Source organism: Devosia submarina, from assembly GCF_003056345.1.
GTDB lineage: Bacteria > Pseudomonadota > Alphaproteobacteria > Rhizobiales > Devosiaceae > Devosia > Devosia submarina.
This window is the reverse complement of sequence record NZ_PYWB01000009.1, coordinates 212,904-236,430: the sequence shown is the minus strand read 5'-3', so window position 1 is coordinate 236,430 and position 23,527 is coordinate 212,904. Positions and strand designations below refer to the sequence as shown.

Genomic DNA, 23,527 nt, shown 5'->3' with positions numbered 1-23,527 from the left:
GCCCGAAGCCGACATTGTCATAGACCGTCATGTGCGGATACCCGCCAGGGCCGACCACAGGCATCCGCCCTGACGTTGCCCACTGCGCCTAATCCAGTTTGAAGTAGGCTCTGTTTAATAAGGACCAGAGATGAAATCGCCGACAACTATCCAAATACGGCCCTGCCCCGTTCCACCGCTCCATGCTCACCTGCAACATTGTCGATCATGACTTGACCTCTCCGTTCTGGAGCTCGTCTTGGTTTATTGGGTGCCTCGCCATTATGGCATTGCCAACATCGCGGACCGCCGCAATGCAGCGGCAATGTCCAGTGCTATTCTTGGCGCATCAAAAGGGAAGCACGATGCGCATATTGCTTGTTGAAGATGAGATGGACATGGCCCGGGCACTCACCGCTGGTTTGAGCCGCCAAGATGTTGTTGTCGACCACGCGCCAACACTCGAGATCGCCGAGGAAGCAGTCAGGAGCGGCGTTCACGATGCCGTCCTGCTCGATCGCAAACTCCCAGACGGAGATGGTTTATCCCTTATCCCAAAGATCCGAAGCAGCCATCCTGGACTACCCATCATAGTGCTTTCGGCTCTTGGATCTTCCGATCAGCGCATCGCGGGGCTCGACAGTGGGGCCGACGATTACCTACCAAAACCGTTCTCAATCGACGAGCTGTTAGCCCGGTTACGGGCGGTACTTCGGCGGCCAGCGCAGATGGGTGCATCCCTCGTGAGCGTTGGGAACCTCAAGTTCAATCTGACAGAGCGAGTAGCTTCGGTGGATGGAGTTCCGCTGGACTTAACCCGGAGAGAACTGCTGACACTTGAGGTTCTCGTTCGACGCAACGGGCGGACGGTTCCCCGCGCCTCTGTGGAAGAGGCGGTCTACGGTTACGATGACGAGATCGCTTCCAACACTCTGGACGCCCACATTTCGCGACTTAGACGCAAGCTGGCCGGAGCCGCAGTTGAGATACACGCAATCCGTGGCCTGGGCTATTTATTGAAGGCAGCCAAATGAAGAGACATCGGCCCCGTTCGCTGAGAAGCGCACTGACTCGCGACATGATCATTATGCAAGTCTTGGTGGTGCTGGCCTTCACTGCAGCCGCTGCTGTTCCAATCATCAACCTGGTTTCGGAAGGGCAGGGTCTTGATGCCGGTGTCATCCGTGAAATCGCTGCGGCGGTTGAACCCGCCACAGAAGGAGAGCTGATGGTGCAAATCACTCCCGAGCTTGGCAGGATCGTGGATCAATATCCAAACTTTTGGTTCTATGCTGCAGATTCAGAGGGTCAGTCGGTTCGCTTCGGAAGCGTGCCCGAGCACGTGGATCTGATGGCCGAGAATCTCACCCGTGTCACTGTGGCAAACATCTCGGATATTGGTTCTCCTGAGACGCCTATGGCGATTATCCGGCAGCACGATAGTGCAGTGGGACGACTTTGGATCATCACAGCGGGCGGGCCAACGATTGGGCTGGGCACTGTGCTGTTCGCATTGTCTAGGCCCCCATTCCTAATCTTTATCATCCTTCTGACTGCAGCGACGTTCCTCGCGATACCGCTTTTCGTGGGCCGCCAGTTGCGTGGAGTTGATGAACTCGCAGCCGAGGCGAACACAGTAGGGGTTGACCAACGGGGCGTTCGCCTCTCCATGGACCGTGTGCCCACCGAACTGCACCCGATGGTGCGGGCAGTAAATGAGGCGCTGCAAAGGCTCGACAGCGGGATGGCACAACAGCAACGCTTCATGGCGGACGCAGCTCATGAGCTTCGCACACCTATCGCCATATTGCAGACGAGACTGGAACTCCTAGCAGACACTGACGAGAGCAGGCGGTTGCTCCTTGATGTCGCGCGATTGAGCAGCATGGCTGATCAATTGCTCGATCTGCAGCGAATGGATCTGTCGCTTGTAAGCTTCCAAACGGTGAATCTGGTCGAACTCGCGTCCAACGTCACCGCCGACTTGGCTCCACTGGCAATCGCGGCTGGAGATGAAATTATCTTCGAGGCGGAAGGTGACAAGATCGAAATCTTAGGGGATCAAATGGCGCTGTCGCGGGCTCTTGCCAATCTGATTCAGAACGCCATCGCACACGGTGGCAAGAATACCGAGATCACCATCAGAGTTTGCAGCGACGGCCGAGTCGAGGTCGGAGACACAGGACCGGGTATCGATCCCGCTCACCGCGAAGACATTTTTGAGCCATTCCATCGAGTTGCCCCTCTGCAGCATGGGGCCGGCCTGGGTTTAAGCCTGGTCCGCGACATTGTGCAGCGCCACAACGGTCGTGTGGTCGCTCGGCAGAACGAGGGCGGAGGAGCGCTCTTCGAGATACTCTTGCCCTTGGCACGTGCAGATAACTGACCTCTTTTGCAGGCACAGCAGAGTACTTCACGGCGAGTGACGGCTCATGCTGTCACCGGAATAGGATTAGCCGCAGCTTGACGCCGTGAATCTCACATCACACGGCAGCGGTTGTGCCGCGGCAAAAAAATACACTATCTCCGCAAGCGCAATGTTCACGCAATCCGTCAGGGCGAGAGTGAGGATGTTCAAAAGAAAGGAACATCCAATGAGTATCAAACTTGCAGTCGTCGCCGCTGCCGTTGCCTTCGCTCCGGTTTCCTCTTTCGCCATGGATGATCACGAGATCCACGGCCGCTCGGAGTTCAGCCTGACCGCGAGCCTCGCAGAAAAGGGTATCGCAGCAGAGCGTGTTGAGGAGTGGGGCAACGCAATCCGCGTCGACATCCGCAACGAGGACGGATCAGCCGGCTTCATTTTCGTAGATAAAGACACGCTTCAGCATCTGAATGCCGCGACAGCTGTGGGGACGCGGGTTGATCTCGATAACACCGGCTCAGGTTGGTCCGCTGCCGAATTTAACAGCTCCACCGCAAGCCTTACTGAGTAGGTTTCCGGCGTCAGGTCAGCTACCGAGGACATCTCCTGTCCTCGCACGCTGACCGAGGCCTGAGATGCCGAGTGCGGTCACGAGCGGGCACTGCTGGCGCTCCGCGACAGCGAGAAGCGACTTGCCAATGTCCCGAAGCGCACAAACCTGCCACTGCCGAGTCGCAGCTTTGCGCCTCTCTTCGGCCATCTCGCGCTTGCCGCGGTGATCCAGAAGGCGAAAGTGCGCCTTGGGCAAAGCGAGCATGCTGTGGAGATGGAGATGAGATCGTCTTGTAGCACGGGTAAGCTCTGTGCTGGTCAGGCTCTGGCTATGTTTGCCCCTGTCTAGCAAGCACTAGCCCTCCCTCGCAGATGTAGGACAAAGAAGTTTCATGCCCCTCATAAAGGTGGGGCGAGGCAAAGCATCTGGTTCTACACGGCTCTCATCGCAACAACAGCTAAGGTCTGCCGCGGCGATGAACAGGTTCTGAAAATTCTTCTCGGAGCCAATTCAAAGCGCCGCGGGCAAACAGCCACGCATGATGAATATGGCATATTGGCCGGGAGAAATCGAATGAGCAAAAACCAGGAAAATGTTTTGGTTGCCGCCTTGTGCGGGATCGTTATCACGGCAGCCGGCGCGTTGGCTGTGCAGCCAGCGATGGCCGCTGGGTACCAGGTGGACAAGGTAGCGGAGGCCACGGGTGTCCTCCAGTGGGACGTTCTCAATGTACGCAAGTGGCCCGAACCACAGTCGCAAAAAACCAGCGCATTCAGGGTTGGCGAGAACGTTTTGGTGGAACGCTGCGTGGCAGCTGAGACCGGAGCGGACTGGTGCCTTGTGGATGCGCACAATACCCGCGAGTGGGTGCACTCAAGCTACTGGTCTATAACGACCAACCAGGACCGATAGCGGCTCTGCTCCGGAACGAGGCTCAATCATAAATCGCGCTCTGCTTCTTTCGTCACTCTACGTCATGTCGCTCGGCTATACATTGATGAGCTCCATATAGAGCTAGCCGCCGATCGACTTCCGCGCCAGCACAACAGAGATACGGAGAGCAGAACGGACAAGTTTAGCCGCGAGCTGGATAAGGTTTCCCCTAAACGCCTCATTTCACGTCATCGATGCAACTTTGGCCGGCACCCTAAAGCAGGCAACAGATCTTGGACGCCAGCGCGTCGGTCCAACGCCGCCATCGATCCATCGCCCCTACGCAAGTCGGTTACGAACGAACTCCCGATAGTCTCTAGTTGGCCGCAGCGCTTTTCGACGGTGCCGCAGGCTGTTACAGTGCCAAGAAGCGGCCACGACGTTCTGGGCAACATCTTTGCCACCGTCGCGGCGCGCGCAAAGGTGTTCTGCAGTGCACCCTTATGAAACTGTGTCTGAGGCCGGCTCACGATGCAGGGTAGGCAAACTCCAGTAAAGCTATCATTGTTCTAGACGAAGGATCTCCAAAGCCTGAGCCACTTCGTAAGGCTGCGACCTCCCGTTCCGCTCAAGCCAATCTTCTACCTCCCGCTTGATCATAGAGAGCCGACGACCCTCATTAGTGTCGGTGGCAGTTGGATTGAGCTCCAGCCACCGTTCGCAGCCCCACAATAGCATCTTGAGGCTTGCGCGGGATTGTGGGCCATCCAAGTCTCCGGCGTAATCTCGCCAGTGGAAGATGCCGAGTAGATAATCGGAGGTCATTTTGGTCGTCTCAACGGACTGTGCACGCTGCATAACGCAGATCAACCCGCCCTGAGTTCTGCAGTTCCCTACCTTACTCACCGACAGTTGGCGCAAAAGGGCGACCAGGTCAGCTTTTAGCGCACGATCGTCTTCTCGGCGCCCCAATTCGGTCCTTGCCGGTTGGATCGCCCACTCCCAATAGCTGCCATCCCCCCTTATCGTGTGATACATTCGGCTCCATGCCGAACAATCTGCACACCATTCGTCCTTTTCCAAGCGCCCTTGCGGGCATCGAACCTGTGTTCGCCCGGACTAGCAGGATCTTTGCCCGTCATTTTCACGATTAGTTCGGAGTCGGACTGCTCTTATCTGACGCGCAGCGCTCTGCAAGCGGTAGTGGGACAGTTGAAGCTAGCCGATGATCCTGAAAAGCAGGGTACCGCAGGGCGCGAGTAAGGATGGCAAGTGCAATGGGCCACCCAATCACCCGGCGACTCCCCGTCAGCGCTCTAGATGACCACTTCGGATCCTTTTGCTGTTGCCACCGAGCGGTCGGTGACTGGCGGTCCCATGCGTTTGTGGTGATCGACGAAATCGACACCTGGGGCGCTGGATTGGTGGTCCCAACGCCTTAGCCAATGGAGTCCGAACTGCAGCCTCATCTTACACCGATCAAGATCGGCGCGGGGCGCACGTACACAGCGTAAGTCAGCACCGCATGCTGGTTGCAGAAGCTCTCCATCGCGAATTCGTGGCGACTGCCGTTCACATCGGTCAGCACGATATTTCCCTCGAAAATGGGCCCTTTTCTTGAGCCCCCGCAGTTGGCGCGCAGGAGATTCCATGAGAACTCTGGTGTGATGCCGGGGAACCGGTTTCGGAAAGCTTCAGATCGGATGAAATATCGTACGTCCTTGCCGTCCGGGTCGCGTCCGATGTCGGAGTGAAATGGATGGGCACTGACCATGCCGAAGGCTGGCTGCTGCCTGTCGCGTTCTTCCACCACGCGCCAAAGCGTCGTGGTGATGGTGTTGCCATACCGCTTGGCCATCTTCTGGATGGTCTTGAAGCTTGTGGCGAGATCTCTCGCCTCGGTCGCGAAGCGGTCCTGTAGGAACAGCAACCGCGCAGCGGCGAAGTTCGCTTCGGCCTCGACATCGGCGTGGCAATCGGGATCCAAAGTGTACTGATCGTCGCCGAAGAGAAAGTTCTTGTGCCAAGGAATGAAGCTATGGCCGACTTCGTGGGCTTCGATCCAACGCTTCTTGGGGTCGGGCACTCCTTCGTCGATCAGGATGCGATTTCCGTCCGGCACCCACAGGGCTGATAATTTGGCCTTCTTAACCACATCCACCAATAGAGTGGGACGCGCAATCACCTGCTTGCCGGCCACTTTCATTCTGTGGGCAATTTCCTGGAGCAGCGAAGGGTTAGTCAGGCTGTAGAACTTGAGGTCGAGTTCAAGCAGCAAGCGAACGTCGCTGAGACGGAGGGGCGGCTCGGGATTTCCCAAATCGAGAAGAATCCGATCGACAAGCCGACGGATATCTTCTGCTTCGTAAGCTCCGACCGTCCCTCCGTTCATCACGTCACTTCTGGCTCTTTACCAAGAACTTGACGAAGCCCTCCAAGTCCTGTCGCTCCTGCCTTGAAAGCTTGGAAAGGTCGTCCGACTTCGCAGCGAACTTCTGAGCCTCTTCCTGCAAGGCCTCGTCCCGAGTCACGGTCGCTCCCGACAGCTTCATCAATGCCTGCGGCGGCATGGCGAAGTGCTCGGCCAGTTGGTGAACCGTCCGTGGTCTCGGCTTGTAGTTGGGGTCGAGCTCGATCAACCTGATCTCGCGCGCTTCGACACGCGCCTTTTCAGCCAGTGCTTCGACCGACAATTGGTCGCGTCGGCGCAACTGGCGAATGAACACCCCGAAGGCGTGCTTGAGTTCGACCACGTTTCCGGCGTCCGACACCAGTTCGGACGGCAGGAACATTCCTATGTTTTCGATGGCCTCGATCGGCCATCCCGCGTCATTGTCCGTATCCGGATCGGACTCGATCTTTCGCCGGAGCCAGTCGCGTGAGACAAGCATCTCCATCATCTGCTCCTTTATTGTGCGAGGAACGCGCGCGCTTGGTCTTCGGTCAGTTCGAAATAGCGCATGCGTGTGTCATCAATTCCCAGGTCGGCCATTCCAACCCTATCACGATACCAAGCTTCGGCTTGTGGCAAGGCATGCAGCCCAACCCTTCCCCGGAATTCCTCTTGGACGCTTAGGCTTATGGCGGCGGCCATCATGATCCGTCCTACGCCCTTGAAGCGAGGAGCGGCGTCGAAGCCCCTTCTGTTCCATGGCGCGGTAGCCAGGAGGTCGATCATGACGAGTGGTTTGCCGTGCTGGGAGGATTCCTTGGCGAACCCTGCGGTCGTGACGAGCATGAGGCCCTGGGTGGCGCCTTCGGTAACGATCGCGAATGATTGTCGGTCAAGGCGGTTCGACGACATCTCGATCTTCTCGGACCATCGCCAATGAGCGTCCTGAAGTTCGCTTTCGCCAAGCGCTCCGATAGTCAGTCGGTCTTCGGACCGCAATTGCTCGATCCTGGCCTGCATGAGTGGGCGCCAGGATCCGTCTATGTCGGCTACGTTGCTCGATCCGGCAGGGCTCACCAGTTGAGCCTCGACGAACTTGCCGGTTCTGCGGTCCAACAGGTCGAACGTGCCGATCAACGATCCCGACATGGCTTAGCTCAGCACCATTAGCTCAGCTTTTTCCTTGGTTGCTGGGTGTTCGAAGAACACCTTCTCGCCTCTGTCTATTCTGTCAGTGATCGACTGATAGAGCCTGAGTGCCTGCCGGACCAATGCCGTCTTGGACAAGCCTTTCTCGTCCGCAAGACGATCGACTAAATCCATCTCCTGCGTACTCAAGTTCAGCGTCATCGTGCGCTTCTCAACCATGCGCGTCCTCCGTGTTGACGCGCGTTTCTACAACTCACCATTAAATTTGTCAATATCAATTAGCCATCCAATGATGGTTGACTAGCCAGATTTTAGCTACTATTTGATGATCTATCGATACGAAGGAGTCATCGGAATGAGTGACGTGAATACCAATCGCACGATCGAGATCGCGGGCACGGATCTTGTTTTCCGTGCGGTCCCCATGACGGACAGGACGCCCTCGGGCGACCAAATCGCCTTGGCGGCCGGCTTTGCATCCGACGATCATGCCTATGTCCTGCAGTTTCTCAACGACGGGGAACTCGAGGATGTCCGGCACCGTGAATCGGTGCCTCTATCGGAAGGCCACCGCTTCCTGGTTGCTCTCGGCGATCGTTCTTACCGCGTCGCTTTTGCGGGCGACGCCATCGACTGGCCGGCCCGCTTCATCACCGCGGCGACGCTCCGCAAGCTCAAGAACGTAGCGGCCGACAAGAGCATCTACCTGGAAAAGACCGACGAAGCCGACATTCCTCTCGACGAGGAAATGCTGATCGATCTGGACGAGGCCGGGGTGGAGAGTTTCAAGCCCGGCAAGCTCGCCGGTCCGAAGAAGCAGACGGTTCGGGTCAAGCATCTCGGCGAGCTCGAAACCGCTCGCCTCAAGGTGGAAGCCTCCATCACTCTGGCCACACTCTGGGAGCAGGCCTACCGGGAACTCGAGGTCACGCGTACGGAGCGCGACGTGCTCCAGGCCGACACCGCCGCAGGGCCGGTGAGCCTCATGGATCACCTGTCGCTCACGCTCGAGGCGGCGCAGCAGCAGGGGTTGTGCGACAAGAAGTTCGAGATCGCCGCCCGCACCGGGGGTGCCTGACATGGCAGTCCATGGATCACGGCCGATCCTCGATTTGCAGGCGGGTAGGCAGGTGCTGGATCAGCACCTGCCGCGCGTCCTCGAATTCGAAGGTCGGAGCATGGAGGAGCTGGGTTGGACCAGGCCATCCAACCGCACGCTTCTCATCCCCATGCGCGGCATGCGCGATGGGGCTGTTGACGAATATCTTCTTCGGCTGGACTTCATCGCTGGGGCCGAATGGCCACCCAGCGCCAGGTTCGTCAATCCTGAGACCTTCGAGTACGCAGGGTTGTCCGACCAGCATCACCTGCCGCAGCTGACCTCGCCGGAGGTGCACGTGCATGCCGCATATCCAGGGCCGAACGGCGAGATCCAACTCGTCTGCTGCTCGGCTGTGTACGAGTACTACGACGTCAACCATGGTGGTGACGACGCCACTCTCTGGCGCGACGGCGACACGTTCCGCACCACCCTGTCGGCGATCGAGCGCGCCTTCAGCACGAGTTACCAGGGGAGGTTCGGGCGCCATGCAGGATGAATATCTCTTGCGCCGTGCTCCCGCGCCCAGTCCATTCATTCCCAGTGGACTGGTCCTTCAGGTGCCCCCGGTTGCGATCACGACGACGCGCGACATGCTGCAGCGCGCCGGTCGGCGGGAAGCGTGCGTGTTCTGGTACGGCGACCGCGACGGCAACCTTGCGACAGTTCGCTCGGTGCGTGCCCCCCGTCAACGCTCGATGCCCGGCAACTACCACGTAGAGGCCGACGCAATGAGCGAAATGGTGCACGACCTTCCCGAAGACTGGAAGCCTCTGGCCCAGATCCACAGCCATCCCGGGACGGGTACCGAGCACTCCCGATACGACGACGCCATGATCTCCAGTCGTCGCGTCCTGTCGCTCGTGTTCCCGGCCTATGGCAAGCAAACGGCGCCTTGGCCTCAAGGCATAGGTGTTCACGAATGGCAGAACGACTACTGGCACATGCTCGCACCCAAACAAGTTCATGACCGTCTGATCGTGATGCCTGGCCCTGCACTCGACGCGAGGGATTTCCGATGACTGATTTGACACTGGGCGAACGGCACCTGAGGCCGCTCGAAGGTCTGGGCGATGTGGCCGAAAGCAAATCCATCCACGTGCGTGCCGGCAATGTTACTGGCGACATCGGCCGTCAGCACATGCTCGTTTGCCTGATCAACCTGCTGGCAAGGCTGCATGGCGTGGTGCGCGATATCCGTTTGAGCGTGGAAGGCAACATTTCGGTGATCCGGCCGAACGCGGCTGGGGTGGCTCACGCCATCGATGCGCTGGAAAGCCTGGCGACCTGGGCAAACGGCGGACGGATTCCGGTTCTCAGAGGCGCTGGTGGATCGGACATCGTCATCGACGTGTCCGGCGAAGGCGTAGGCGGTGCTGATATATATGGCTGGGGGGCGGGGTGGAGGGCCTGGATCGGCTCCCAACCGCAAAGGTTTGAGCGTGACCCCGGTCGCACCAAATGCATCGGCCCGTATCTCGCGGCCTGCTTGGTCGCTGGCGAAGTATTCAAGCGAGCGAAAGGATTGAAGAAGGGGCGCTTCGCCGAGGACGATGCCTATTCGCTTTGGGACGGCTCGACGGGCCGATGGCCGGATCTGGTGGATGGACCGGACATGGCTGGTATTCGTCTGCCACCGCTTTATCTTATAGGCGCAGGCGCCGTTGGCCAGGGGTTCATTCAGATCCTGGGCGCCAGCGACCTCGTCGATGGCTATGTCGTCTCGGTGGACCATGATCACCATGACAAGGAGGGGACGAACCTTAATCGTTGCTTCCTGGCCGGCATCGCCGATATCGGCCATCTCAAGACCGATGCCGTAACTCGTTATCGGGCACTTTCCGGCTTGGGTGGCATGGAGCACGCTGGGACGTTGCGAGACTATGTCACAGCCTCTCACCCCCGTCTGGATCCGCGCCTCGCCAAGTCGGAAGCCAATGACGAATACGACACCGTCATTTCTGCAGTGGATATCGACACTTCGCGTCAGGACATCCAGGGCCTGCACCCCCGGGTCGTCGTGGGCGGCAGCACCGACAGCCTGAGGGCCCAGGCGGTCGTCTACGGACTGACCGAAGGGGCCGAATGCCTCGGGTGCTGGAACGTACCGGATGACATCTTGGCCCGAGCGGTCGAGCGGGAGAAAGACCTGCGCGCCATGTCCGAAATGGAGCGTCGTCAGGCGCTGACCGGCAAGGTGGAGAACATCGAGGCCGCCATGGCCTTCCTGGCATCGGAAAGTCCCAATTGCGGGCAGTTGGGCGAGCGCGACGTCAAGGACTTCATCGGCCACATACCCTCGGAGTTCTCTGTTTCGTTTGTGTCAATGACCGCCGCCATCCTTACGGCTGCCAGCCTCTTCCGTCAGGTTTCGGCCAAGACCTTTGCACATCCACCCAAGACCGTTTTTCAATTCAAAAATTTGTCGATGGACAAAAGCACCATGTCGCGGCGCGATGGCTGCCCACATTGCAATCCAAAGCGGCCAAGCCCCTGACACTCACTTCGAAGCCGTGGCGCCGCAGGTAGAACTGCGCTCCCTCCGCATCCAGGTGCTCGTTATGACAGGGGTGCTGTGCCAATGTTCAAGCAACCTGCCGATATTGTTGCCGACGCTGGGCCTCTTGGCTAGTGCCGCGTCCTGGACGGTCAGACACATGTTGCCGATTCCGTTATTTCTCGCTGCTGAGATCGCCGGGCGGCTTGGCAGAGCGATGGCGGAATGCCTCGACGAAGGCTCCGAACGGCGGTGAGTGGTGGCGACGGCTTGGGAATTAGAGGTGATAGCCTTGGAAGGTGGGGCACCACGGCGCGAGCACGCTGGTCAGGCTGCCGGTGTGAAGGTGTTCGCGCACCAAGTCCCTGAGGCTGTACCTCGCTTGCAGGATGTCCGCCTAAGTCGGAGTGTCGCACAAAAGCCGACACTCCGCTAGCGGCCCCAACTTGGTCATAAGTGTGCAGTGCATACGCACTTGATGATTTGGAGCCCAGACCGATGTTAGTGACGAAGTTTACTGCGTCACCAACCCACGCCCGGCAAGCAGCGGGCCCACTTCAGGGTCCCTGCCTCGGAACGAACGATACGCTTCCTTGAAATCCCGAGTGCCGCCGGCTGAATAGATAAACTGGTGCAATCGGGTTGCAGTCTCCCGATCGAACGCATCGCCCGCTTCCTTGAACGCCTCGAACCCGTCAGCGTCGAGCACCTCACTCCAGAGATAGCTGTAATAGCCGGCGGCATATCCATCCCCTGCAAAGAGGTGGAGAAAGTGCGTGCTCGCATGCCGAAGCGCGATCTCGCGCGGCATGTTGATGCCGCTGAGCACAGCGCCCTCGAACTCCGCCACCGAGCTCTCCAGAGGCTTGGAATGGTAGTCCATGTCGAGGATCGCGGAGGAGACGAACTCCACAGTTTCAAAGCCCGTGTTTGCCAGGCGAGCAGCCCGCATCCGCTCGAGCAACTCATCGGGGATTGGCTGCCCGGTTTCTACATGGATGAGCCGGCCTAACACGGCTGGTTCTTCAAGCCAGTGTTCGTAGATCTGGCTGGGGAGCTCAACGAAGTCCCGCGCCACGCTCGTCCCTGAGAGCCTTGGGTAGGTCACGTCAGACAGCAACCCGTGCAGCGCGTGCCCCATCTCATGAAAGACGGTGCGCGCCTCATCAAGAGAGAGCAATGCAGGCTGTCCCGCTGGTGGCTTGGAGAAATTACAGGTGTTGACGATCAGCGGCAGCTGCTCGCCGTCGAGCCTGGACTGATCGCGGAACGATGTCATCCAGGCGCCTGACCGCTTCCCCGGCCGAGCAAAATAGTCGCCATAGAAGAGGCCGATGATTTTGTCCTCACGGCTGACCTCCCACACACGAACATCAGGATGGTAGCCAGGGATGTCGCCGCGTTCCTTGAGCGTGAGGCCAAACAGCTTCTCGGCAACCCAGAAGGCAGAGCCGATGACATTTTCGAGCTGCAGGTAAGGCTTGAGCTCGTTTTCATCGAAGCTGTAGCGCTGAACACGGAGCTTTTCGGCATAGTACCGCCAATCCCAAGCCTCGATCGGGGCACCCTGCCCTTCCGCTCGAGCAAGCTCCTGCAAAGCCCTTAGGTCCTCTTGGGCCCGCGCTAACCCACCGGCCCAAACCTGTTCCAAAAGGGTGCGAGCCGCCTCTGGTGTGCCTGCCATGGTGTCGGCCAGCTTGAAGTCCGCATAGCTCTCATATCCCAGGAGCCGCGCCTGCTCGGCTCGCAGCCGCACGATTTCTTCGACAAGCCTGGAGTTGTCGTTCTTGTTGTCATTGGCGCCGCGCTTGACGAAGGCGCGCCATACTCTCTCGCGGAGATCTCGGTCCGTGGCGAAGTGCAGGATCGGCTCCACGCTCGAACGGGATGGCGTCACGGCGTAAGGCGCGTTCAAGCCGCGATTGCGAGCCGTCTCAGCGGCAGCGGCTCGGGCAAAGTCCGGTACCCCGTCCATCTCCCTTTCGGTCAGGGCAAAGACGTTTTCTTGCTCGTCGGCCAGAACGTTTTGGCCAAACTCGGTGCCCAGGGATGCAAGCCGCTCGGTGATGACCGCAAACCGCTCCCGTTCGGAGGCCGTCAAGCGTGCGCCTGCACGTACAAAATCAAGATAGTAGCGCTCGAGCAGCCGGCTCGCCTCTTCGTCAAGACCGAGCTCTGCACGACGTTGATAAAGTGCCTCGATGCGGGCGAATAGCTTTGGATTGAGGAAGATGGCACTTTCATGCCGAGCCATAATGACCGTGACATCACGTTCAACAGCCTGCAGCTCCGGGTTGGTCGCTGCAGAGGTCAGTTGGCCAAAAACCATGGCGACCCGTCGCAAGCCCTGGCCTGATCGCTCGAGCGCGACAATCGTGTTGTCGAAACTAGGTGCGGCATCCCGATCGGCGATGGCGCCGATCTCTGAATCATGTTCGGCAATGGCTTGCTCGAACGCCGGCGGGAAATGTGCATTCTGGATCGCTGAAAAAGGAGGCGCTTCGAAGGGGGTGTTCCAGGCAGAAAAGAATGGATTGGTCACTGGCGGCTCCTTTGGTGACTCAACTTGGAGCGGGGTGAGCCATTCGGCAAGACCGCAAACCGTGCTTCGGGAGTCATTATCTCACCAACCATAAAGCACAGGCATGAGCGGCAAGGCTGAGGAGCGCGGCCACGACTACCCTGCCCTTCAAGGCCGCGAACAAAACGGTAGTATCGGGGTGGATTGCAGTCTGACCGCTTAAGGCTCTAGCACAACGCTAAGCGGACGTTGCAGAGCAGCCCCAGCAAGCCTTCAGGCACTGAGGGCACCTACATAAAGCACTTCCGACTCGGCGACGTAAGCCGACTACCCTCTTTGCCGGTGTTTTCTTGCCGGTGACGCTCCGATCCCGATGTCCGCACCGCATCAGACGGCGAGGTTCAGCAGGTTCGTCGCCAAGCCATAGGCCAAAAGCTCTACAGAAAGCTCGCCTTGAAAAGCTGCTTTGAATAGGGATGGTGTGTCTGGCCCTGTTCTAACGCGCCCTTATCGAGTTCGTCGACGAAAGCGCCATCCTTCATCACCAGCACGCGGTCGCACATATGGGCGATGACTGAGAGGTCGTGGCTGACAAGGACGTAGGTGAGGTTGCGTTCTTCGCGAAGATCGGAGAGCAGGTTCAGGACTTCGGCCTGCACCGATACGTCGAGCGCCGAGGTCGGCTCATCCAACAGTAGGATCTCGGGCTCGAGCATAAGGGCGCGAGCAATGGCGACGCGCTGACGCTGGCCGCCAGAGAGTTCGTGCGGGAAGCGCTCGGCGAAATTGGCGGGAAGGCCAACCTGTTCGAGCGAAGGCGCAACGCGGCTCCATCCATCACCGATCTTCATGGCGCGGGCTGGTTCGGCAAGGACGCGTTCGATGCGGTGGCGCGGATGGATGGAGCCATAGGGATCCTGGAACACCATCTGCGCCAGCTTGAGCTGCTCGCGGCTGCGCTCCCGGTCGACGGCATTACCGGCGAGGCGGATTTCGCCTTCCCAATGGCGGTCGAGACCGGCCAGCGAACGTAGAACGGTGGACTTGCCGCAGCCTGATTCACCGACGATGCCGAGGGTCTCGCCCTTGCCGACGACGAAGGAGACGCCCTTAACCACCTGGCGGCGGGCTTCGCCGCTGCCGAAGGAGACGGAAAGATTGCTGACTTCGATCATGAGCGCGCCTCCAGAGCGTCGATGGCGCGGCGGTCGAGCGTCTGCAGGCGCTGAACCGGATTGCGCGGATCGGGCATGGCTGCGATCAGACCGCGCGTATAGGGATGCTGCGCTTCGTCGAGCCGGGTGAGGGTTTCGACCACCCTACCCTTGTACATAACGAGAATACGCTGGCAGAAGGCGGCGACCATGCGGATGTCATGGCTGATCAGCATCAGGCCCGAATTGTTCTCGCGCACGAGTTCGTCGAGCAGATTTAGCACATCGCCGCGAACCGACACGTCCAGCGCGGAGGTTGGCTCGTCGGCAACGACCAAACGGGGCTTGGCGAGCAGCATCATGGCGATCATGACGCGTTGCCCCATGCCGCCAGAAATCTGGTGCGGATAAAGGCTCATGACGCGCTCGACATCGGCGATGCGAACACGAGCCAGCATATCGGCCGCCTTGGCATAGGCTTCCTTCTTGCCGATCTTGCCATGCAAAAGCGCGGCTTCGGCGACCTGCTTGCCGACGGACAGTACCGGGTTCAGCGAATAGCGCGGATCCTGCATGATCAGCGCCATGCGGTTGCCGCGGAGGGTTCGCATTTCGCGCTCGGGCCGGGTGAGCAGTGGCTTGCCGTCGAAATCGAGCGTTGCCGCCTCGACATGCGCCGCATTGGGCAGGAGCCGCATGATAGCGCGGCCGAGCGTCGACTTGCCGGAGCCCGATTCCCCGACGATGCCGAGACGCTCGGTGCCAAGATCGAGGCTGACGCCATCGACGGCCCGCAACTTGGAGCGACCGAAACGGACCGCGAGATTGCGGACGGACAGGACAGTTTCAGGAGCGGGCATGGCGAGGATCCAGAATGTCGCGCAGCGCGTCGCCGACGAGATTGAATGCAAGACTGGTAAGAAGGATGGCAATGCCAGGCATGACCGCGACCCACCAGTTGTCGAGCATGTATTGGCGACCGCTCGAGATCATCGCGCCCCATTCCGGTGCCGGCGGCTGCGCGCCGAGCCCTAGGAAGCCGAGAGCGGCGGCGGTCAGGATGATGCCGGCCATATTGAGCGTCAGGCGCACCACAACAGAGGGAATGCACATCGGGGCGATGTATAGGAAGAGCACGCGTAGCGGCGAGGCGCCATAAAGGCGTGCGGCAGCCACGTAATCAGTGTTGCGGACGATTAGCGTTTCGGCACGGGCAAGGCGTGCGATGGGTGGCCAGCCGGTGAGCGAAATGGCAATGATCGCCGTTTCAAGCCCGGCCCCAAGCGCTGCGGCAAAGGACAGGGCTAGGATCAGCGAGGGGAACGAGAGGACGATATCGGTAAAGCGCATGAGGATAGCGTCGGTGCGGCCGCCTACGAAGCCGGCGACAATGCCGACCAGCATGCCGATCGGCCCCACAATGACCGAGACGGCCAGCACGGTCTGGATGGTGATGCGGGTACCGTAGATGAGACGCGAGAGAATATCGCGGCCATATTCGTCGGTGCCGGCCCAGTGTTCCCAACTGGGCGCCTGGAGCGCGTTGGGCAAGTTCTGGGTCGTGGGGCTATAAGGCGCGATCAGCGGCGCCAAAATGGCGACTATGATCAGCAACAGGAGCACGATGAAGCCGAAGAGGCCGACCGGCTCGCGCGACAGCTTGATCAGAGCGTTCTTAAGACTGCGGCCGATGCGGGCAAGGAGGATGCCCGGCTTACTGCCGGCACTGGCGGAGGTGACAAGGCTCATGCGGTCACCTCACGGGTGCGCGGATCGAGCACGAGATAGGCGAGATCCGAGAGGAAATTGAGCATCATGAAGATGAAGCCGATGATAAGGGTGCCGGCGACGACGGCGTTCATGTCGCCGATCATCAGGGCGTTAGTCATGTATTGACCGATGCCGGGCCAGGAGAACACCACTTCGGTGACGACGGCGCCTTCGAGCAGGCCGCCATAGGAAATGGCGAGCACGGTGACGAGTTGCACCGCGATGTTGGGCAACAGGTGCCCGGTGACGATGCGCCAGTTGGACGCGCCTTTGGCGCGTGCGGCGACCACATAGTCCTGATTGAGTTGTTCCAGCGTAAAGCTGCGCGTCATGCGGGTGATGTAGGCCATGGCCGAATAGGCGAGGATACAGGCTGGCAGGATGATGTGATTGACAGCGTTCCAGAAGACTTCGGTGTCGCCAGCAAGGAGGCTGTCGATCAGGAGGAGCCCGGTTTTCGGTTCGACGAGTCCTTCGAGATAGATGTCGATGCGGCCCGGTCCGCCGACCCAGGCGAGGGTGGCGTAGAAGATGACGAGGCCGACTATACCGAACCAGAAGACCGGGATCGAATGGCCCACAAGCGAGATGACGCGGGCGAACTGGTCGAACCAGCTATCGCGGAAGAAGGCGGCGGTCATGCCGAGCGGCACACCGATGACCGTCGACAGGATGACGGCAAGCGTTGCCAGTTCCAGCGTGGCCGGAAAGGCACTGCTCAGGTCCTTCGCCACCGGATTGCCGGTGAGGATGGCGGTGCCGAGATCGCCCTGCAGCAGCGAGGTCACATAGACGAAGAACTGCTGGTACACCGGCAGGTCGAGGCCAAGGCGCTGGCGCATCGCCTCGTAAGCGGCGGGATCCGCCAGCTCGCCGACAATTGCGCCAACGGGATCGGTGGGAAGCACGCGGCCGATCACGAAGGTGACGACGAGCAGGAGAAAGAGGCTCACGAGCAGTTGCCCGATGCGCTTGCCCAGCTCTAGGAGAGTGAATTCCTTCATGATCGGCCGTCCAGCTTAGTTCGCGTCGCCCTTGGTGACGCCTTCAAGGCGGGTCAGACCCCATGGATGGGCGTCATACCCTTCGACACGCACATTGACCACCACCGGCTCGAAACGCTCGAACATCGGGAAGACGGCCGGGCTCGAGGCGATGAAGTCTTCCTGGAGCTGGGTGACCATCTCGCCGCGCTTGGTCGCGTCGAGTTCGGAATTAGCGGCAACGCGCAGGGCGTTGAGCTCGGGGATATCCCAATCCGAACGCCAGACGAAGTTGCCGGCATTGTTAGCTTCAGCCGAATTGTCCGGATTGTTGGTGAAGTTATCGAGCGCGCCGAGAGCGGTCGGGTCAGCGGCCGAGGTCTGGGGGATCAGGAGGTCGAAATCGCGGGCGCGGTGCTGCGCCACGATATCTGCACCATTGCCCTGGACTACGTTCACCTTGATGCCAATTTCAGCAAGGTTGGCCTGGATGGCGGTTGCCATATCGACGCGCGGCGGCTGGGCGATGGTCTTGATAGTCAGCGTGAAACCATCGGGATAACCAGCCTCGGCTAGCATTTCCTTGGCTTCTTCGGGACGGAAGGACCAATTGGGATTCGGAATGGCGAATTCCCAATCTTCCGGCGCCGGCACGTTGCGCACACGGCCATAGGGACCAACGATGGTCTGGGCAATGCCGGCATAGTCGATGCCATACTGCGCGATGATTTCGCGCACCTTGGGATCGTTCAGCGGTTCGCGACCGGCATTCATGGCCAGGGCATAGAAACCGCCGGTCTTTGCCTGGTCGATGGCAAAACCTTCCTGGGTTTCGAAGTAGCGCACGTCGGGAGCGGTCAGGGCATTGGCGATGTCGATGTCGCCGCGTTCGAGCATCAGGCGAGCTGCCTGGCTCTCCGGCACGTGACGGAACATGACGCGGGTCATGGTCGGGGCTTCGCCCCAGAACTTGTCGTTGCGCTGCAGCAGCACGATTTCGTTGGGCGACCAGCGGTTGAGAACGAACGGGCCCGAACCGGCGGTATTTGTGCGCAGCCACTCGTTGCCGTAGTCGTTGTTGGCGACGTGCTTGAGCACTTCGACGCTGTCGACGACGCTGCCGACACCATTGGCGAGGCGATAGAGCAGCGCTTCGGGGATGACCTTTTCAGCGAAATCGATGCGGAGCGTCTTGTCGTCCACCGCAGTGATCAGGCTCTCGGCATTGTCGGCGTTGAAGCCGAACGTCTTGAGGCCAGCGGCGGCAGACTGGTCGAGCTTGAAGAGACGAACGAGCGAGAAAACGGCGTCTGCGGCGGTCACCGGGTTGCCGGAAGCAAACTGGGCATCGCGCAGGTGGAAGGTGATACCGGTATCATCGAGGTCCCAGCTTTCGGCGAGTTCGCCGAATAGCTCGCTGGTTTCAGGGTCGAAGGCGACTAGACGGTCATAGACGTTGGCGAGGATTTCCTGGGTCTTGACCTCTGTCCCCTGCTGCGGGTCGAGCGACAGCACCTGCGCGAGCGAAGTGCCAATGATGAGCTGGTCGTTCGGCGTCGCGGCAAAGGCGGCAGGCACGGAAGCGACCATGGCAAGGAAGGCAGCGCCCATCATCAGGCGCTTGGAAACATGCTTCATAAATTTTCCTCCACAGAATACCATATCGACATACGATGTCGTTGGTATGTCGTAATATGATTATGGCCTTTCATTGCTGAAGGCAATAGGGTGAGCAAATCACCGATCGAGGAGGACTGAGCGGAAATGGACATTGCCACCACGAGACGCCGGCCGCGTTTGGCGCAAAGCGTTATCGACGCACTGAAAAAGCAGATCGAGAGCGGCGTGCTTGCAGTGGGCGACCGCCTGCCGACCGAGCCACAACTCGAGGCGCAGTTCGATGTCAGCCGCACGGTCATTCGCGAAGCCATCGCCGAATTGCGCGCCGCGGGCCTGGTAACTCCTATGCAAGGCAAGGGCATGTTCGTGACCGAGTCGACTTCGGTCACCATCCTGACGCCAACCGAGATCCAAAGTATCCCGCAGACACTTGAAATGATTGAGTTTCGTATTGCGGTGGAAACCGAGGCCGCAGCGATTGCCGCCTACCGGCGCTCGGCGCAACAGGAAGCCGATATCCGCACCGCCAACCAGTTTTTGAGTAGCCGTGTCGAAGCCGGAGAGGCAACGATCGAGGCGGATTTTGCTTTCCACGAAGCCATTGCGAAGGCCGCGAATAACCGTCATTTCGTCGATGCGCTGCACCGATTCGGCGCCCGCTCCATTCCGCGAAGCCAGTTTCCGACCCTGCCCGATGCCGAGAGCCGAGACTATCTGCAGAAGGTCATCGGTGAGCACGAACGCATTCTCGAAGCCATTTCCGAGCAGGATCCAGACGCTGCGCGCCAGGCCATGCGCGCCCATTTGACCGGGAGCCAGAAGCGTTATCGGCAGCTCGCGCGCTAAACAAACGCTCGACACATCACTGAAGTCATATTATGTCATATCTCATTCGAGGAGTATGGCATGTATGCAGGGTCACATAGTGAAGCGCGCGGATACGGGAACGGACGCGAGCGGATTCTATCTGGTGGCAAGCCGATAGAGGCAAACTGATCATGCCCCATCACGCGCAGTCCATCTGCGGGATTCTGCAAGCACTCGACACCTACCGATCTCACTTCCAGGATTGAACTAATGACTCCCAACGAAGTCAAAGCCGCGCTCGGCAGCGGATTGCTGTCTTTCCCCGTCACGACCTTTACGTCGGACCTCAAGTTAAATGAAGCGGCTTACTCCGCCCATATCGACTGGCTCGATGGTTTTGGCGCCGCGGCCCTCTTCGCGCCGGGCGGAACCGGCGAAATCTTCTCGCTGACCCCCGACGAGGTGGCTCAGGTGACCAGGGTCGCCAAGAAGCACGCCGGCAAGACGCCAATCCTTGGTGGCGCTGCCTATGGTACCGCCATGGCCGTGGAAATGGCCAAGGCCGCCGAAGCTGCCGGCGCCGATGGCGTCCTGCTATTGCCGCCCTACCTGATGTTTGCTGAACAGGCCGGGCTCGTTGCCCATGTGGAGGCCGTTTGCAACGCAGTCGGCATCGGCGTCGTCGTCTATAACCGCGACAACATCATCCTTTCCGCCGACAGCGTGCAGCGCCTTGCCGACCAGTGCCCCAACCTGATCGGTTTCAAGGATGGTCATGGCGAAGTCGACCGCGTGATCGAGATCACCACCAAGCTCGGCGATCGCCTCGTCTATATCGGCGGGATGCCAACGCACGAACTTTATGCGCAGGCCTACTTCTCGGGCGGCGTGACCACCTATTCGTCCGCTGTCTTCAATTTCGTTCCGGAGCTGGCCCAGAAATTCTACACGGCGCTGCGCGCCGGCGAGAAAGCCACGACTGACCAGATTCTGAAGGACTTCTTCTTCCCGCTGGTCGAACTGCGCAACCGAAAGAAGGGCTATGCTGTCTCGATCATCAAGGCAGGCCTTGAGGCACGCGGCCGCCAGGCTGGCCCGGTCCGTCCGCCGTTGACCAATTTGACCGCTGCTGAAATGGACGAGCTCAAGGCGCTGATTGCCAAGGTCGCCTGATCTGTCGAACAAGAAACTGGCCTCCTCAAGATGGGGGCAAGCCTGAGGAGGCCAATATGTATGTAGGAACACAGCTCAGCGGTGGCATGGTCGAAGAATTCGGCGATGCCCACCTGCGCCAGCTCGCCCAGCTCGGGCTCTACCACGTCTGCGTCGATCCGGTCGGCAATCCGCGCGACTGGACCCGCGACGACATTGCCCGTCATATCGAGCGCGTCGATGCAGCCGGGCTCAAGCTCGACATGGTGCAACTGCCGTTGGCTTCGCTCATCATTGACCGCGAGGACATCAACAAGGTCAGCTCCCCCGCCATCGTGCTCGGTGAGGGCGACGAGCGCGATCGCCAGATCGAAGCGATCTGCAAGCTGATCGAGAACCTCGCTTCGCTGGGTGTCCACTCAGCCAAGTACAATTTCAGCTATCTGGGCGTGCCGCGGACCAAGTCCGAACGCGGCCGTGGCGGTGCGCTGGTGCCAACTTTCCGGGCCGACCAGATCACCAATGCAGACGAGATCACCCGTGCAGGCCATGTCAGCTCCGATGCATTCTGGGAACGCATCACCTATTTCCTCGAACGCGTCATTCCCGTTGCCGAGGCCAACAAGGTGCGCCTTGCCTGTCATCCCAACGACCCGATGACCCCGCCGAACTATCGCGGCATCGAGGAAAGCGTGATCTCGCACGTGGAAGGGTTGAAGCGTTTCGTCTCGATCGCTGAAAGCCCCTATCACGGCCTCAACTTCTGCCAGGGCACGATTGGCGAAAGCCTTGAAAATCCGCGCGAGGAAATCGGTGACGTCATCCGCTGGTTCGGGTCACGCGGCAAGATTTTTAACGTCCACTTCCGCAACATCAAGGGCAAGCGCTTCTCGTTTACGGAGGTGTTCCCCGATGACGGCGACATGGACATGCCGGCCGCGCTGAAGCTTTACAAGGAAGTCGGCGTCGACTGCATGATCATGCCTGACCACGTGCCCGAGATAGACGGTATCTCCCCATTCGAGACCGGCTTTGCCTTCTGCTACGGCTATATCATCGGCCTATTCCAGGCGAACGGCTGGGATCCCTACGGCCGCGCCTAAGTCCATTCGGGCTTCGCCTCCTCCCTCGTCGAAGCCTGGTGGCTCCCTGGTTCATGCCGGGGAGCCATATTCTTAAAACCTCCTCCAGGACCACAAATGTTCACTCACAAGCGCGCCGATTTTGGCCCGGACTTTATCTTTGGCGTCGCCATGGCCGCCCACCAGATCGAAGGCGGCCAGACCGATGGCCGCGGCCCTTCCATCTGGGACACCTTTGCCAATACGCCGGGCAATACCCGCAATTTCGACAATGGTAACGTTGCCTGCGACCACTACAATCGCTGGGGGGAAGATCTCGACATCATCCGCGATGGCGGGTTCGATGCCTATCGCTTCTCGTTCTCCTGGTCGCGGCTCATGCCCGAAGGCACCATCGCCATCAACCAGGCCGGCGTCGATTTTTATGACCGGCTGATCGACGGCATGCTCGAGCGCAATATCAAGCCGCTCGCAACGCTCTACCACTGGGATCTGCCCTCGGCGCTGCAGGATCGCGGCGGCTGGATGAACCGCGACACCACCGCGGCCTTTGCCGACTATGCCGCTTTTGCCGCGGAAAAGTTCGGTTCGCGGCTCGAAAGCATCGCGACCTTCAATGAGCCGTGGTGCATTACGGTGCTCAGCCATTTCCTCGGCGCGCATGCGCCGGGCTATCGCGACGTTCGCGCCACTGCCCGCGCCATGCACCATGTGCTCTTGGCCCATGGCCTCGGCATCAAGGCCATGCGCGAGGTCGGCACCAACAAGAACCTTGGCATCGTCGTCAACATGGAAAAGTGCGACCCGGCCAGCGACAAGCCTGAGGACATCGAAGCGGCAGCGCTAGGCGATGCCATCTTCAACCAGTTCTTCCTCGATGGCGTCCTCAAGGGCACCTACCCCGAGAAGGTCACCAATATTCTCGAGCCGCACCTGCCCAAGGACTGGCGGGACGATATGGCGACGCTCAACCAACCGCTCGATTGGGTCGGCATCAACTATTATACGCGCTTCCTCTATACAGCCGATCCAAAGGTGCCGGTTTTCCCGTTCACCCAGGCGCGCGGTCCGCTTGAAAAGACGAATGTCGGTTGGGAGATCATCCCCGAAGCGCTGACCGAGTTTTTGGTTCGCGTGTCCAACCGTTATCCAGGCCTGCCGATCTATGTCACCGAAAATGGTGCCTCGGAGACAGACGAGGCCAAGCGCATCAACTTCTTCGACCGGCACTTTGCCGCGATGGTGGAAGCCAAACGTCACGGCGTGGACCTCCGCGGTTACATTGCTTGGACGCTCATTGACAATTTCGAATGGGCGGAAGGATTCACGCCAAAGTTCGGAATCGTTGGCATGGATCCGGTGACGCTCGACCGCCACCCGAAGGACAGCTATCGCGCATTCCAGCAGATGCTGGTCAAGTAGCAGCGCGATCGCCGCCGTGGCCGATCCTATCCTAGGTCGACGACGCCTCCACATTCTAGAAACTGAGCAAATACGATGCGCTTACCCACCTAGCCGCACTACGAGACAG

The 23,527-nt window shown here is 59.6% G+C and carries 22 protein-coding genes and 1 pseudogene; 12 read left to right on the top strand and 11 right to left on the bottom strand.

Annotated elements, in window-relative coordinates; genetic code table 11:
- Positions 1–344: 344 nt before the first annotated feature.
- From DDE77_RS15255 to DDE77_RS15235, 4 genes are all read left to right on the top strand, one after another.
- Entirely contained in the window at positions 345–1,013 is a 669-nt protein-coding gene (locus DDE77_RS15255) for a response regulator transcription factor (RefSeq protein WP_108398367.1), read from the top strand.
- A gap of 44 nt (positions 1,014–1,057) precedes the next feature.
- Complete coding sequence (locus tag DDE77_RS15250) at positions 1,058–2,365, top strand: sensor histidine kinase (protein ID WP_170116536.1); 1,308 nt, start codon at positions 1,058–1,060, stop codon at positions 2,363–2,365.
- Positions 2,366–2,573: 208 nt separating this feature from the next.
- Entirely contained in the window at positions 2,574–2,915 is a 342-nt protein-coding gene (locus DDE77_RS15245) for a hypothetical protein (protein WP_108398329.1), read from the top strand.
- Between the two features lie 555 nt (positions 2,916–3,470).
- On the top strand, positions 3,471–3,809 hold the full coding sequence (locus tag DDE77_RS15235) for an SH3 domain-containing protein (RefSeq protein ID WP_108398327.1): 339 nt from the start codon (positions 3,471–3,473) through the stop codon (positions 3,807–3,809).
- A 1,426-nt stretch (positions 3,810–5,235) separates the two neighbouring features.
- On the opposite strand, the gene DDE77_RS15225 is transcribed toward DDE77_RS15235, so the two are convergent.
- Genes DDE77_RS15225 through DDE77_RS15210 form a run of 4 tightly spaced genes read right to left on the bottom strand, consistent with a single transcriptional unit; the run spans position 5,236 to position 7,530 of the window.
- Positions 5,236–6,162, bottom strand: a complete 927-nt coding sequence (locus tag DDE77_RS15225; protein WP_210204404.1) for an ImmA/IrrE family metallo-endopeptidase — start codon at positions 6,160–6,162, stop codon at positions 5,236–5,238.
- 4 nt (positions 6,163–6,166) lie between these two features.
- The gene (locus DDE77_RS15220; protein WP_108398365.1) at positions 6,167–6,667 is read right to left on the bottom strand and encodes a helix-turn-helix domain-containing protein; all 501 of its coding nucleotides are present in this window, start codon (positions 6,665–6,667) and stop codon (positions 6,167–6,169) included.
- An 11-nt stretch (positions 6,668–6,678) separates the two neighbouring features.
- Positions 6,679–7,311, bottom strand: coding sequence for a hypothetical protein (locus DDE77_RS15215; RefSeq protein WP_108398325.1), 633 nt, complete (start codon positions 7,309–7,311; stop codon positions 6,679–6,681).
- A 3-nt stretch (positions 7,312–7,314) separates the two neighbouring features.
- Entirely contained in the window at positions 7,315–7,530 is a 216-nt protein-coding gene (locus DDE77_RS15210) for a ribbon-helix-helix protein, CopG family (RefSeq protein WP_108398324.1), read from the bottom strand.
- A gap of 136 nt (positions 7,531–7,666) precedes the next feature.
- Here DDE77_RS15210 and DDE77_RS15205 point away from each other — a divergent pair, with 136 nt between their 5' ends.
- From DDE77_RS15205 to DDE77_RS15190, 4 genes are read left to right on the top strand one after another with little or no spacing between them, the layout of a single operon-like run.
- Positions 7,667–8,389, top strand: a complete 723-nt coding sequence (locus DDE77_RS15205) for a multiubiquitin domain-containing protein (RefSeq protein ID WP_157959868.1) — start codon at positions 7,667–7,669, stop codon at positions 8,387–8,389.
- A gap of 1 nt (position 8,390) precedes the next feature.
- The gene (locus DDE77_RS19565; RefSeq protein ID WP_157959867.1) at positions 8,391–8,909 is read left to right on the top strand and encodes a hypothetical protein; all 519 of its coding nucleotides are present in this window, start codon (positions 8,391–8,393) and stop codon (positions 8,907–8,909) included.
- Positions 8,899–9,432, top strand: a complete 534-nt coding sequence (locus tag DDE77_RS15195) for a Mov34/MPN/PAD-1 family protein (protein WP_157959866.1) — start codon at positions 8,899–8,901, stop codon at positions 9,430–9,432. The genes DDE77_RS19565 and DDE77_RS15195 overlap by 11 nt, the downstream gene beginning before the upstream one ends.
- Positions 9,429–10,907: a ThiF family adenylyltransferase gene (locus DDE77_RS15190; protein WP_108398320.1), complete on the top strand. Its 1,479-nt coding sequence runs from the start codon at positions 9,429–9,431 to the stop codon at positions 10,905–10,907. Before DDE77_RS15195 ends, DDE77_RS15190 begins: the two co-directional genes overlap by 4 nt.
- A 175-nt stretch (positions 10,908–11,082) precedes the next feature.
- Here DDE77_RS15190 and DDE77_RS20240 read toward each other — a convergent pair.
- From DDE77_RS20240 to DDE77_RS15155, 7 genes and pseudogenes are all read right to left on the bottom strand, one after another.
- A pseudogene (locus DDE77_RS20240) lies at positions 11,083–11,283 on the bottom strand (hypothetical protein); the annotation flags it as partial.
- A 138-nt stretch (positions 11,284–11,421) separates the two neighbouring features.
- Positions 11,422–13,449, bottom strand: coding sequence for a M3 family metallopeptidase (locus DDE77_RS15180; RefSeq protein ID WP_108398318.1), 2,028 nt, complete (start codon positions 13,447–13,449; stop codon positions 11,422–11,424).
- 416 nt (positions 13,450–13,865) lie between these two features.
- Positions 13,866–14,603 (bottom strand): ABC transporter ATP-binding protein, encoded by a 738-nt coding sequence (locus DDE77_RS15175; protein ID WP_108398317.1) that lies wholly within the window; start codon positions 14,601–14,603, stop codon positions 13,866–13,868.
- Positions 14,600–15,442 carry an ABC transporter ATP-binding protein gene (locus DDE77_RS15170; RefSeq protein ID WP_108398316.1) on the bottom strand — a complete coding sequence of 281 codons (843 nt, stop codon included), beginning with the start codon at positions 15,440–15,442 and terminating at the stop codon, positions 14,600–14,602. The genes DDE77_RS15175 and DDE77_RS15170 overlap by 4 nt, the downstream gene beginning before the upstream one ends.
- A complete protein-coding gene (locus DDE77_RS15165; protein ID WP_108398315.1) occupies positions 15,429–16,331 on the bottom strand; it encodes an ABC transporter permease in 903 nt (300 codons plus the stop codon). The genes DDE77_RS15170 and DDE77_RS15165 overlap by 14 nt, the downstream gene beginning before the upstream one ends.
- Positions 16,328–17,356: an ABC transporter permease gene (locus DDE77_RS15160; RefSeq protein WP_108398314.1), complete on the bottom strand. Its 1,029-nt coding sequence runs from the start codon at positions 17,354–17,356 to the stop codon at positions 16,328–16,330. The genes DDE77_RS15165 and DDE77_RS15160 overlap by 4 nt, the downstream gene beginning before the upstream one ends.
- A 15-nt stretch (positions 17,357–17,371) precedes the next feature.
- The gene (locus DDE77_RS15155) at positions 17,372–18,973 is read right to left on the bottom strand and encodes an ABC transporter substrate-binding protein (protein WP_108398313.1); all 1,602 of its coding nucleotides are present in this window, start codon (positions 18,971–18,973) and stop codon (positions 17,372–17,374) included.
- 126 nt (positions 18,974–19,099) lie between these two features.
- Between DDE77_RS15155 and DDE77_RS15150 the strand changes: the two genes are divergently transcribed.
- From DDE77_RS15150 to DDE77_RS15135, 4 genes are all read left to right on the top strand, one after another.
- Positions 19,100–19,801: a FadR/GntR family transcriptional regulator gene (locus DDE77_RS15150; protein ID WP_108398312.1), complete on the top strand. Its 702-nt coding sequence runs from the start codon at positions 19,100–19,102 to the stop codon at positions 19,799–19,801.
- 231 nt (positions 19,802–20,032) lie between these two features.
- On the top strand, positions 20,033–20,935 hold the full coding sequence (gene kdgD, locus DDE77_RS15145) for a 5-dehydro-4-deoxyglucarate dehydratase (protein WP_108398311.1): 903 nt from the start codon (positions 20,033–20,035) through the stop codon (positions 20,933–20,935).
- A 56-nt stretch (positions 20,936–20,991) separates the two neighbouring features.
- A complete protein-coding gene (locus DDE77_RS15140; RefSeq protein ID WP_108398310.1) occupies positions 20,992–22,017 on the top strand; it encodes a mannonate dehydratase in 1,026 nt (341 codons plus the stop codon).
- A 96-nt stretch (positions 22,018–22,113) separates the two neighbouring features.
- Positions 22,114–23,418 carry a GH1 family beta-glucosidase gene (locus DDE77_RS15135; RefSeq protein WP_108398309.1) on the top strand — a complete coding sequence of 435 codons (1,305 nt, stop codon included), beginning with the start codon at positions 22,114–22,116 and terminating at the stop codon, positions 23,416–23,418.
- Positions 23,419–23,527: the final 109 nt, after the last annotated feature.